Source organism: Kitasatospora sp. Ki12, assembly GCF_054601375.1.
In genome coordinates, this window is the sequence record NZ_BAAIHT010000001.1 from 1,707,881 (window position 1) to 1,719,980 (window position 12,100).

Genomic DNA, 12,100 nt, shown 5'->3' on the forward strand with positions numbered 1-12,100 from the left:
ACTTCGCGTCAGCGGCTGCCGAGCGTAGCGAGGTGGACGCATGACGCTCGCGATGGAAGTCTTCTCACCGTTCTTCACCGACGCGGCCGAACCGGTCGACCCGCTCGCCGACCGCTACCTCGTCCTGGACGACCCCCGGCGGATGCTGCTGGTCCGCTCGGGCGCCGTCGACCTGTTCGCGGTCAGCATCGACTCCGGTGCACCGCAAGGCCGTTGGCACTTCCTCTGCCGCATCGAGGCGGGCACCCTGGTCCCCGGCGCGGCCGCCGGACCACGGCGCGGCATCGTCGCCCGCCCGGTGCTCGGCGCCGAACTCTCCTTCCTCGCCACCGCCTGGGTCGAAGGCCTCTCCGCCCGCGGCCGGGACTGCGGCACCGCGGCCGGCGCCGCCGTCCGGGCCCTGCCCGAAGGCGAACAGCAGCTCGCCGCCGACCAGTTCCTGGCCGGCCTCGGCCGCGGCCTCACCGCACTGGCCGGCGCCCTGCGCGACACCCTGCCCCCGCGCGAGTTCACCCCGCTCGACCCCGCCGGGCCGACCGCCCTCAAACGCGGCCAGGCCCTGCGCTCCGTCGACGGCCTCCAGTGGGTGCGGATCGAGGAAGGCACCGTCGAGGCGCCCGACGGAGCACAGGGCGAGACGCCCGGCGGCGGCACCGGCGAACTCACCGAAGGCAGCGAAATCTGCCTCACCGAGAAGGACTGGCTGGTCGCCACCGGCGCCGCCACCGTCCGGGCCCGCTCCCCGCGCGAACTGCTCGACGAGGGCGGCCTCTGGGAACGCCTCGCCACCCACTGCGGGCGGCTGCTGGACACCGTCGACCGCCGGATCGAAACCCGCCGCGACGGCGAGACCGAGCTGATCGCCACCCGGCGGGAACGCGACGCCGGCACCCTCGCCGACTCCGCGCGCGGCTTCGAGACCGTCCTGCGCGACACCTCCTCCCGGCTGCGGATCAGCGACGCCACCGGCGACGAACCCACCCTCGCCGCCGCCCGGCTGGTCGCCGCCCACGAGGGCTACACCGTCACCGCCCCGGTCACCGGCAACGGGCACGACCGCCGGCTCGACCGGCTCCAGGCCATCGCCCTGGCCTCCGGCGTCCGCACCCGCTCGGTCCGCCTCGACGGCCGGTGGTGGCACCACGACCTCGGCGCCATGGTCGGCTACCGCAAGGCCGGCGCCCCGGTCGCCCTGCTCCCCATCGGCGACGGCTCCGGCGGCGGCTACGTCCTCGCCGAGGGCGGCAAGGTCACCCCGCTCACCCCGAAGGTCGCCGCCGAACTCCAGAACAAGGCCACCGTCCTCTACCGGCCGCTCCCGGCGACCGTACGGTCCGTCGCCGGGCTGCTGAGGTTCGGCCTGCGCAACAACCGGCGCGACCTGTGGATGTTCACCGGCATGGCCGCGCTGGTCGCCCTGATCGGCCTGCTCGTCCCGGTGATGACCGGCGAGGTCCTCGGCACCTTCGTCGCCCACGCCCAGCGCAACCTGATCACCGAGGGCGCCCTGGTGGTGATCGGCTCCGCGATGGCGGTCGCCGCGCTCTCCATCGTCCAGAACATCGCGGTGCTGCGGATCGAGAGCCGCTCCACCGCCGCCATGCAGGTCGGCGTCTGGACCAGGCTGCTCTCCCTGCCCGCGCCGTTCTTCGCCAACTACTCCACCGGCGAACTCGGCACCACCGTGCTCGGCGTCAGCGCCGCCCAGGAGACCCTCTCCGGGATGATGACCACGGCGACCCTCGGGCTGCTGACCGGGCTGGCCAACCTGGTGCTGGTCTTCTTCTACGACCTGCGGCTCGCCGCGCTCGCCACCGCCCTCGTCCTGATCGGCGGCGGCTTCGCGCTGGCCGCCGGCCGGTTCGAGGTCCGCTGGCAGCGCCGGCTGTACGCGCACGAGCAGACCATGTCCGCCCGGGTCTTCCAACTGCTCACCGCCATCCCCAAGTTGCGGGTGACCGCGGCCGAGGACCGGGTGTTCGGGGTCTGGGCCGCCGAATTCGGCAAGGGCCGCGGCCTCGCCGCCTCCTCCCGCCGGGTGCAGAACGCCGTCACCACCTTCAACGCCGGCTTCCCGCTGGTCTGTTCGGTGATCGTCTTCGGCGTGATCGCCGGCCCGCTCGACGGCAGCGTGCCGATCCCCGTCTTCCTCTCCTTCTTCACCGCCTTCAACCTGCTGATCGCCTCCAGCCTCCAGTTCACCTCGGCCGCCGTCACCGCCATGGGCGTCGTCCCGATGCTGGAACGGCTGCGGCCCATCCTGGAGGAGAAGCCCGAGGTCGACGACAGCAAGGCCGACCCCGGCGACCTCTCCGGCCGCCTCGGCCTCAGCCACGTCACCTTCCGCTACGGCCAGGACGGCCCGCCCGCCCTCCAGGACGTCACCCTCACCATCGAACCCGGCGAGTTCGTCGCCGTCGTCGGCCCCTCCGGCAGCGGCAAGTCCACCGTGCTGCGACTGCTGCTCGGCTTCGAACGGCCCGAGGCCGGCACCGTCCTCTACGACGGCCAGGACCTCGGCGAGCTGGAGGTCTCCGCCGTCCGCCGCCAGTGCGGGGTGGTCCTCCAGCACGGCGCACTGCTAGCCGGCGACATCAAGGCCAACATCGTCGGCTCCACCAACCACACCCTCGACGACGCCTGGGCCGCCGCCGAGATGGCCGGCATCGACAAGGACATCGCCGCGCTGCCGATGGGCATGAACACCGTGCTCTCCGAAGGCACCAGCACCCTCAGCGGCGGCCAGCGGCAACGGCTGATGATCGCCCGCGCGCTCGTCTCCCGGCCCCGCATCGTCTTCTTCGACGAGGCGACGAGCGCCCTGGACAACCCGACCCAGCGGCTGGTCACCGAATCCACCCGCCGGCTCAACGCCACCCGGGTCGTCATCGCCCACCGGCTCTCCACCGTCGCCGAGGCCGACCGGATCATCGTCATGGACCAGGGCCGGGTCGTCCAACAGGGCCGGTACGAAGAGTTGCTGGCCGACCGGGACGGGCTGTTCGCCCGCCTCGCCAGCCGCCAGATGTAGTTCTCGGCTCCGGGGAGGGGACATGGAGTACGCCCTGCTGGTCTACGGCCAGGAGACGGACTGGGACCGGATGACGTCCGAGGAGCGGGAGGCCCGCTTCAGCGCCAACCGCGCCTTCGGCCGCGAACTCGCCGAAGCCGGCGTGCGCATCGCCTACGGCGCGCGGCTGGCCCGGCCGGCCGCCGCCGAGGGCGAGGCCCGGGCCGCGGACGGCGTCCTGGAGGTCGGCGGCCTCTGGGTGATCGACGTGCCCTCCGAACAGGAGGCGCTCGGCTGGGCGGCGAAACTCCCGCTCAGCGAATCGGGCCGGGTGGAGGTCCGTCGCTGCGACGGGCCCCCGCGGACCAACCGGCCGGTGGGAACGGAGAAGCGATAGCGATGGAATACACCCTGCTCATTCACGGCGACGAGCGGGTCTGGAACGGGCTGAGCGAGGCGGAGGAGGCCGCCCTCGACGCCGCGCACGCGAGATTCGGCCGCGAGATGTACGAGGCCGGCGTCACCGTCCGCTACGGCGGCGGGCTGCACCGCAGCTGCACCGCCCGCCTGGTGGTGCCGGGCGGCGCCGCCGGAGCCCCGGTCTCCGACGGCCCGTACCGCTCCGGCCACGAACACCTCGGCGGCATCTGGGTCATCGACGTGGCCGACGAGGCCGAGGCCGTCACCTGGGCCCGCCGCCTGCCCTCCGCCCCGGGCGACCTCGTCGAGGTCCGCCCGGTCCGGGCGACCTGAGCCGGCACGTCGGCCACGGAGGAGTGGGAAGTCGGCCCGGCCGACTTCCCACTCCTCCTCTCGTACGAGGGTTACGAGACACCTGTGCGCGCGGCCGGCTCCCGCACGCCGGGCACCGTAACCGGCGCACCGAGACGGCCCGCTCCCGGCGGCGGGCCGTTGGCGTACCTGCCTCGCGTCCACGGGTGGCGCGAACCTCCGCAACAGCCTTGCTCCGCGGTGCCCGACGCCGGCGCACGCGGCCTGTCGATCGCTCCCAGGAAGCAGCCGACTACTATCGGACAGGAACATGCTGTCGAATACACGGCCCCAGGCGGCGCACCGGGGCCCGACTGCAGGGGGGAACAGATGGCAGACACTGATCAGGCATTGGAGCTCAAGGTCAACCCGGCCGAGCTGGACGGCTGCGGGCAGAGCGCCCAGCACATCGGAGGGCTCATACCGGGCGAGACCTCGAAGATCACCGAACCGTCCAACCAGGCCGCCGGCACCCTGGCGGGCTGGCAGCTGGCCACCGCCATCCGGAACTGCGGCACCAACTGGAAGACACTGCTGGACAAGCTCGGCGGCGACATGGGGGATGTCGGCACCAAGCTCGCCTCGTCGGCCACCTACTACCGCCAGGTCGAGAAGGCCATCCACGCCAGCCTCAAGGACCCGAACTCGCCGACGGACGAGCCCGACCCATTCGGCACGGTCGTCGCCCCAGGCCCGGTGAAGCCCTACAGCGCAAAGGCGGCGGAGTAGCCGGTGGACATCAAGACGCTCTACGACGCCAACATCAACAACATCACCGTCGCGAAGAACGCCTACGACGCCCTCTTCACCGCCTTCGGACAGCACATCGAGTCCTGGGACCACGACGTCGTCAACCGGCTCACCAACTCGCACTGGACCGGTACGGCCTCCGGCCACGCCCACGCCCGGATCCAGTTCCTGGGCACCGAACTCCAGGCGGCGAAGCAGGAACTCGGCCTCATCAGCAAGGCGCTCTCCGACGCCGCCGAGGGCATCGCGGCAGCGCAGTCCCACCTGATCACCGCGCTGGACGACGCCAAGAACAACAAGATGACCGTGGCCCCCGACGGCCGCATCACCTGGGACAACGACCCCAACTCCGCCAACTACGCGGGTGAAAAGGCCGAGTCCACCGCCCAAGCGATCAGCAAACGGATCACCGACGCGCTCACCGAGGCCGACCACGCCGACCAGGCCATCAGCGCCCGGCTCGGCCACCTGTCCACCAACGCGACCGACGGCACCGGGCTCGATGCCGCCACCGCGAAGAACGACCAGGCCGCGGCGAACGCGCTCAGCCAGGTCCCGCCCGCCGGCACCGACCCGAACAGCGTCAAGACCTGGTGGAACGGCCTCACCGACGCTCAGCGCCAGCGGATGATCCTCACCTCACCTGACAAGGTCGGCGGCCTCGACGGCATCCCCGCCGTAGCCCGGAACCAGGCCAACTGGATCAACCTGCAGCGCGGCAAGGAGGACGTGCAGCGCCAGATCAACGACCTCGGCCCCGAGCCGGTGAAGACCCTGACAACCGTCGACGGCCAACCCGTCAAGAACCCCGGCTACGACGAGTGGAAGCGCAAGTACGCCGCCCTTGAGGACAAGAAGCACGGCATCGAGGCCATCGAGAACCGGCTGACCACGCGCGTCGACGCCGACCACCCGCCCGCGTTCCTGCTCGGCTTCGACACCAAGGGCACGGGACGTGCCATCATCGCGGTCAACAACCCGGACACCGCCGACAACGTCTCGACCTACGTCCCCGGCACCGGAGCGCGCGTCGGCGGCAGCCTCGCCGGCGACATCGAGCGCTCGGACCGGATGGTCGCCTCCGCCAACGCCGCCAACAAGAAGGCTGGAGACCCCGCCACCACGTCGTCGATCACCTGGGTCGGCTACACCGCGCCACAGTCGATCGTCCCCGACGCGGCGATCGACCTCTACGCCAAGGCCGCCGAGAACGATCTGCACAACTTCGAGACGGGGCTCCGCGCCACGCACGAAGGGAAGCCGTCGAACAACACCATCCTCGGCCACAGCTTCGGCACCACCACCGTGGGCTACACCCTGCGTGACAAGGGGCTTCCGGTCGACAACGTCGTCCTGATCGCCAGCCCGGGCGCCGGCGTCGAACACGCCCGTGATCTGGGCGTCGACCCGTCCCGCGTCTTCGTGGCACAGGGCGACAAGGACCCCATCAAGTTCGCGATTCCGGAGAACGCGGACAATGCGGCGAGCAATATCGTGAACAACGTCGGCGCCGACTTGGGGTTCACCGACAATCCTGACCATCACGTAGCCTTCGGACGCGACCCGAGCGTCCCGCAGTTCGGCGCGCAGGCACTCCCCACCAGCCCGGGGACGGATCACTCGGGCTACTGGGAGCCCAACTCCCCGTCCCTCGTCGCGATGGGACAGGCCATCGCGGGAAAGCCGATCTCATGAGCACCTCGATGCGCGTCTCCCCAACGGCATCATCGGCCAGAAGCCTCGGGATCGCGGCCGTCCTGACGCTCACGATGCTGACCCTCAATGCCTGTGGAGCGAGCACGCTGAAGGAACGGTCCAAGCCCACGATGACACTGGACCAGACCAAGAAGCAGATCGACGACTACCTCACCGACATCCTGGCCAAGCTGCCGATCAAGCCAACTGCGAGTTCGGGCGACTTCGGCGATCTGGAATGCGATGCCAACGACATCGGTCCGCATGGCAGAAAACAGACGAGCCGCGGATACGACTTCGGGGACGTTCCGTCCGCCGCAAGGGCCGAGGCTGTCAGTGCGTTTCGCACCCTGATGACCCAGCGAGGATTCCAGCCGGTACCGGACACTCCCAGCTTCCATCCTGACTGGATCAAGCTCAAGAACCCCACGGACAACTTCCTCGCCGTCCTGGACGGGGTCTCCGACGCGAGCCGCAACGTCTCCCTGAACGTCAGCTCGCCCTGTGTCTGGCCCAACGGCACCCCGCCGGCCTGATCCGGCTCCCTCCCCGTCGGCCTGCCGCTCGTGAGCGGCGGGCCGACGGCCACGGGCGTGTGGGCATCCGGAACATGAGATACCGCCGTGCAACGTCAAGTGCTGTACTCGGCATGGCAATTCCTTCATCAACCTTCGTGCCGCTCCCCTTGCTCGGCTCATGACAGGTCGGCAATCCTGCTTCTGCCACCCTGCCACGGCCACCCCCACGGCCCGGGTCGGCGTGTGAGCCTCCTGCTCGTCCCCCACGAAGGAGCCAGCATGCGCAGATTCCTGATACGTGTCGCCACCCTCGCGGCGGCCGCGACCACGCTCGCCGTTCCCGCCGCGCCGAGCACGGCGGCCGCGGCGCAGGGGGTGTCGTTCCGCCCCTTGCAGTTCAACACCAACGGGTACAACTGGGGCGGTTACGCCGCCACCGGGAGCGGCTTCACCTCGGTGTCGGCGACCTGGACCGAGCCGCACGTGACCTGCAACTCCACCGACGACCTCTACGCCCCCTGGGTCGGCATCGACGGGTACGGCTCGTCCAGCGTGGAGCAGACCGGGGTGGCGACGGACTGCTCCAGCGGCAGCCCGGTGAACCAGGCCTGGTACGAGATGTACCCGGCGGCCCCGGTGTACCTGAGCACCGGCTCGTACCCGGTGTCGGCCGGCGACTCCATCAGCGCCTCGGTGACCTACGCCGGGAGCAACAGGTACACCCTGAAGCTGACCGACTCCTCGCGGGGCTGGACGTACACCACCACCAAGACCCTCTCCGCGCAGCGCACCAGCGCCGAGGTCATCATCGAGTCGCCGACCGGCTCGTACCCCAACTTCGGCACCCTGAGCTTCACTTCGGCCACCGTCAACGGCAAGTCCCTCGGCTCCTACGGCCCGGTCGCGCTCGACCCCAGCGCGAACGGCACCTACGAGGCCCGCACCAGCGGTCTCGGCTCCGGCGGCACCAGCTTCACCGACACGTACCTGCACCAGTAGCCGTACCGGCTCGGAACCGAAGCGGCCCGCTCCCTGTCCTCGGGGAGCGGGCCGCTGGGCGTACGGCGGTCAGGCCAGGTGGGCGGCGAGGAGGGGGGCGCATTCCTCGGGGCGTTCCAGGAGGGGGAGGTGGCCGGTGGCCGTCAGGGTCTCCAGCGTGCAGTCGGGGACGGTGGCGTGCAGGAGTTCGGCGTTGCGCACGAAGGCGGGCATGTCCTCGTCGCCGAGGAGGACCAGGGTGCGGGCGGTGATGCGGCGCAGGTCGTCGGTGGTGTGCTGGTGGGCGGTGAGGGCGTCCATGGCGCGGTTGCCGAGTTCGGCCCAGCTGTGGCGGGCGACGACCGACCTGAGGGCGGCGCGCAGGGCGGGGTGGCGCCGGGTGCCGGTGAAGATGTCGGGCGGGGACTGCATCCAGAGGTCGGCCAGTGGTTCGCCGGGGCCGGTCATGCGGTAGAGCATGGCCAGCTGCTGGTAGCGGACCCGCGCGGAGTCCTCGTTGGGGGTGCCGGCGAGGGTGGGGGCGGCGAGGACCAGGCGGTCGAGCAACGACGGTTCCTGGATGGCGAGTTGCAGCGCCGACAGAGAGCCGAAGGAGAGCCCGACCAGCCGCCGGGCGCCGGTCTCCTCGGCGACCCCGGCCAGCTGCCCGGCCAGAGCGGTGAGCGTCAGCCCCGGGGGGAGCGGGGCCGAGCCGCCGTGGCCGGGCAGGTCGACGCCGATGTGGGTCCAGCCGGGGAGGCGGTCCCACAGCGGTTGCCAGGTGGTGGAGTCCATGGTGTAGCCGTGGATCCAGAGCACGGCCGGGCCGGTGCCCTGACGGCGCAGGTGCAGGTGCGGGTGCGGGGCCTCAGGCACCGGTGCCTCCGGTGAAGTCGGCGCAGAAGGCCCGGAAGGCGAGGACCGGCTCGTCGCGGGCGTCGTAGCGCGGGGTCATGGTGTGGTCGAGGTGTTCCCAGACCACCTTGTCCTCGGCAAGCGCCTTCTCGCTGCCGCCGAGCAGGGCGGGCAGGGCGGCCCGCTGGTTCTCGCGGACGCCGATGGCGACGCGGGCGGTGCAGCCGCCGTCCTCGGTGGGCACCGAGCCGGTGACGATGACCTGGCGTTCCGCCTCCGGGCCGAACTCGGTGACGACCACGTTCGGGCTGAACGCCTGGGCGTGGAAGCGCGGTTTGAAGTCCCAGCGGACCCGGCCGGTGCGGACCGCCTCCCAGCGGATCCCCTCCAGGGTGCGGGCGTCCTGCCAGGGCGAGGTCTGCATCAGGAACTCGCCCTCGATGACCAGTTCGCCGTTCTCGCCGTCGCGCGCGGTCATGCCGCGGGTGCCGGGGACGCCGTGGACGGCCTTGAAGTGGTCGGGGTCGAAGGCGTTCTCGACCACGTACTCGGACGGCACGGCGACCGGCAGGCTGACGGCCGCGACCAGCGGGTACTCGGCCTCCCAGGCCTTCAGCGCCCGCTCGAAGCCGCGGTCGCCGTCGGGGTCGTCGGAGAGCCGGACGAAGAGGGCGTCGCCCCACTCCAGCACCCGGTGCTCGGCGACCGACCAGTGCTTGGACGGGTCGCCGAGGCCGATCCGCTTGCCGTGGAACGGGCAGACCAGGCAGTCGCCCTCGCGCCGGCCGCCGTACCCGAGGTGGGCGCCGCGGTGCGGGCAGGTGGCGTCCAGGACGCGGATCCGCTCCCCCTCGCGGACGGCGATCAGGCGGTGCGGTCCGACGGCCAACGGGGTGATCTCGTCGGGCAGTTCGGAGCGGAAGGCCAGCAGGTACCAGCCGTGGTGCACGGTCATCGGACTCACGTTCATCGAAGTGCCTTGAGGACTTGTTCGGCGGCGCGCTCGCCGCTGGCCAGGGCGCCCTGCACCCAGGGCAGCCGTTCGCCCGTCACGGTCGCCTCGCCGGCGAAGAAGAGCGTGCCGTCCACCGGCTCCGCCCACTGCCGGGCGGCGTCCTCCAGGCCGGCCCGGGGTGCGGTGAACGCGCCCGCGGCGTACGGGTCCCGGCCCCAGTCGGCGACGGTGACGTCGAGGACGGCGGCGTCCGAGGTCCAGGGCAGTGCCACCGCCAGCAGCGCCGCCAGCGCCGTACGGTCGCCGAGGGCCGCGCGGAGCCGGGAAGCGGCCCCGGCCTTGGCGACGACCAGGGCCTCGGGGCGGCCGGCGGTGCAGCGGACGAATCCGGTGCGGCCGTCGACGTCAAAGACGATCATGGTGTCGGGGGCGGGCCGGTCCAGCGTCACCACGGCGCAGCAGCCGTCGCCGGCGGGCAGTCGGGCGGCGGTGTCGAGCTTGTGCGCGGGCAGCCCGGCGACACCGCCGACGGCCGCCGGCGGGACGGTGAGCACCAGCGCCCGGGCGGCGGCCGTCCCCCCGGCCGTCCCCCCGGCTGTCCCGGCACCGGTCCGTACGGTGACCCGCCCGGGCCCGTACCGCACCTCCCGGACGGGCTCGCCGAGCCGGACGTCCAGCCCGGCGGCCAGCCGCTCCGGCAGCCGGGCGAAGCCGCCCTCTACGGCGTACTCGCCCTCGCCGACGCCGTCCCCGCGGTGCGCGGAGGCGACGGCGGCGGCGCTCAGCCCGTCCGGGTCGGCGGCCCAGTTCTGCCGGAACCACTCGGTGGCGGCGGCGGCCTCCGGGCCGGTGCTGCCGACCGCCCGCAGCCAGGTGCCGACGGAGAGGCCGGTGACGCCGGGGGCGCGCTGCAGCATGGCCTCCAGCTGCCAGGGCGCGCGCCGGCCGAAGCTCAGGGCGCCCATCTCGCGGTTGGCGCCGTCCTCGACGATCCGGGCGGTGACCCGGCGCGGTACGGCGGTGGTGCGGCCGGGGCCGACCAGCTCGTGCACCGGGTTGCGGTCGCCGTGCACGACCTGGGCGCCGAGTTCCAGCGGCGGGCCGCCGTCGGCGGGGTGGAAGGTGTGGATCCGGCCGCCGAGCCGGTCCCGGGCCTCGTACACCCGGACGGCGAGGCCCTCCCGGTGCAGCAGCCGGGCGCAGTTCAGGCCGGACGGGCCGGCGCCGACCACGATGGCGTCGTACGTGGTCACAGCGGTCACAGCAGTCACAGCAGTCACAGCGGTCACAGGGGTCACAGCTCACCGCCGAGGTCGATCGGAAGGGCCCGCAGCCGGCGCGGGACCAGGCACTGGTCCCAGTCCGGGGCGCCCGCCGGGCCGCGCAGGGCCGGGTGGCGGCGCAGCAGGCGGGGCAGCAGCAGGGCGGAGGTCTGCCGGACCAGCGGGGCGGCGAGGCAGAAGTGCGGGCCGCCGCCGAAGCCGAGGTGGGGGTTGGGGCTGCGGTCCAGGCGGAGTTCGTCCGGGTCGGCGAAGACGTCCGGGTCGCGGTTGGCGGCGGTGAGCACGGCGAGCACCCGGGCGCCGGGCGGGAGGACGCCGCCGTTCAGTTCGACCCGGTCGGTGGTGACCCGGGCGGTGAACGGGATCGGCGCTTCCAGTCGCAGCAGTTCGTCCACCGCGAGGCGCGCGAGGTCCTCGTCGGCCCCGGCGAGCCGGGCGACCGCGGCGCGGTCGGGCAGCAGCAGGTGCAGGGCGTTGCCGATGGACTCGGCGAGCGGCTGCCAGCCGCCGATGACGGCCAGGTTGAGGATGCCGAGCATCTCGGCGCGGCTGAGCCGGTCGTCGGCGGCCAGGGCGGCCAGCGGCACCTCGGCGCCCTCGACCGTGGCAGCGTGCTTGTCGAGGTAGTGGGTGAGCGCGCCGGCGGCGCTGCGGCCGAGGGCGGCCCGGGCGGGCGGCACCATCGGGTCGAGGTTGACCGAGGCGGCCCGGGCGAGCGCTTCGAAGCGCTGGAGTTCGCCGTCGGGCAGGCCGAAGAGCCGGGCGTAGACGGCGGTGGCGAGCGGTCGTCCGATCTCGGCGACGGCGTCGACCGGGCGGTCGAGGGGCAGCCGGTCGAGCAGCGCGTCCACGTCCTCGGCGAGGCCGGCGGCGAGCGGGCGGACGGCGGCCGGCCCCAGGAGCAGCGCCCCCGGGGCCCGGAGCCGGTGGTGGTCCGGCGGGTCGGTGGTGAGCATGGACGGCGGCAGGGCGTCGTCGCGGGCGCGCTCGCGCTGGCCCTGGGCGGCCGAGAAGCGCGGGTCGCGCAGGACGGTCGCGCAGTCGGCGTGCGAGGTGATCAGCCAGAGCCGGGACGCGGCGTCGTAGTGGACCGGGTCGTTCGCCCTGAGCCACCGGTAGGCCGGGTGCGGGTTCGCCCGCCCGGCGGGGGCGAACGGGTGGATCAGGTGGCCGGGCAGGCGCACCGGCGGCGGCGTCGGATCCGCCGCCGTCAGGTCCGCCGCCGTCGGGCCTGCCGTCGCGAGGTCCGCCGTCGTGAGGTCTGCCGTCGTCATGTCCAGCTCCG

Annotated in this window: 11 protein-coding genes; 7 read left to right on the forward strand and 4 right to left on the reverse strand. The window is 72.6% G+C overall.

Going from position 1 to position 12,100, the window contains the following annotated elements; genetic code table 11:
• Positions 1–40 precede the first annotated feature (40 nt).
• The 7 genes from ACYP53_RS07380 to ACYP53_RS07410 all read left to right on the forward strand — a co-directional run bounded on the left by ACYP53_RS07380 (position 41) and on the right by ACYP53_RS07410 (position 7,743).
• Positions 41–3,031: an NHLP bacteriocin export ABC transporter permease/ATPase subunit gene (locus ACYP53_RS07380; RefSeq protein ID WP_189913459.1), complete on the forward strand. Its 2,991-nt coding sequence runs from the start codon at positions 41–43 to the stop codon at positions 3,029–3,031.
• A gap of 22 nt (positions 3,032–3,053) precedes the next feature.
• On the forward strand, positions 3,054–3,407 hold the full coding sequence (locus ACYP53_RS07385) for a YciI family protein (RefSeq protein WP_189913458.1): 354 nt from the start codon (positions 3,054–3,056) through the stop codon (positions 3,405–3,407).
• Positions 3,408–3,409: 2 nt separating this feature from the next.
• Positions 3,410–3,763 carry a YciI family protein gene (locus tag ACYP53_RS07390; protein WP_189913457.1) on the forward strand — a complete coding sequence of 118 codons (354 nt, stop codon included), beginning with the start codon at positions 3,410–3,412 and terminating at the stop codon, positions 3,761–3,763.
• 348 nt (positions 3,764–4,111) lie between these two features.
• Positions 4,112–4,510 (forward strand): hypothetical protein, encoded by a 399-nt coding sequence (locus ACYP53_RS07395; protein ID WP_459646950.1) that lies wholly within the window; start codon positions 4,112–4,114, stop codon positions 4,508–4,510.
• Between the two features lie 3 nt (positions 4,511–4,513).
• Positions 4,514–6,226 (forward strand): alpha/beta hydrolase, encoded by a 1,713-nt coding sequence (locus ACYP53_RS07400; RefSeq protein WP_459646951.1) that lies wholly within the window; start codon positions 4,514–4,516, stop codon positions 6,224–6,226.
• Positions 6,223–6,762: a hypothetical protein gene (locus ACYP53_RS07405; RefSeq protein ID WP_459646952.1), complete on the forward strand. Its 540-nt coding sequence runs from the start codon at positions 6,223–6,225 to the stop codon at positions 6,760–6,762. The genes ACYP53_RS07400 and ACYP53_RS07405 overlap by 4 nt, the downstream gene beginning before the upstream one ends.
• 261 nt (positions 6,763–7,023) lie before the next feature.
• Positions 7,024–7,743, forward strand: coding sequence for a G1 family glutamic endopeptidase (locus ACYP53_RS07410; RefSeq protein ID WP_189913447.1), 720 nt, complete (start codon positions 7,024–7,026; stop codon positions 7,741–7,743).
• A gap of 69 nt (positions 7,744–7,812) precedes the next feature.
• Here the strand turns inward: ACYP53_RS07410 and ACYP53_RS07415 are convergent, their stop codons facing one another.
• From ACYP53_RS07415 to ACYP53_RS07430, 4 genes are read right to left on the reverse strand one after another with little or no spacing between them, the layout of a single operon-like run.
• Positions 7,813–8,598: an alpha/beta fold hydrolase gene (locus ACYP53_RS07415; RefSeq protein WP_459646953.1), complete on the reverse strand. Its 786-nt coding sequence runs from the start codon at positions 8,596–8,598 to the stop codon at positions 7,813–7,815.
• A complete protein-coding gene (locus ACYP53_RS07420) occupies positions 8,591–9,532 on the reverse strand; it encodes a Rieske 2Fe-2S domain-containing protein (RefSeq protein ID WP_189913445.1) in 942 nt (313 codons plus the stop codon). Before ACYP53_RS07420 ends, ACYP53_RS07415 begins: the two co-directional genes overlap by 8 nt.
• Positions 9,533–9,543: 11 nt before the next feature.
• Complete coding sequence (locus tag ACYP53_RS07425; RefSeq protein ID WP_459646954.1) at positions 9,544–10,794, reverse strand: flavin monoamine oxidase family protein; 1,251 nt, start codon at positions 10,792–10,794, stop codon at positions 9,544–9,546.
• Between the two features lie 32 nt (positions 10,795–10,826).
• The gene (locus ACYP53_RS07430; protein WP_189913443.1) at positions 10,827–12,089 is read right to left on the reverse strand and encodes a cytochrome P450; all 1,263 of its coding nucleotides are present in this window, start codon (positions 12,087–12,089) and stop codon (positions 10,827–10,829) included.
• Positions 12,090–12,100 lie beyond the last annotated feature (11 nt).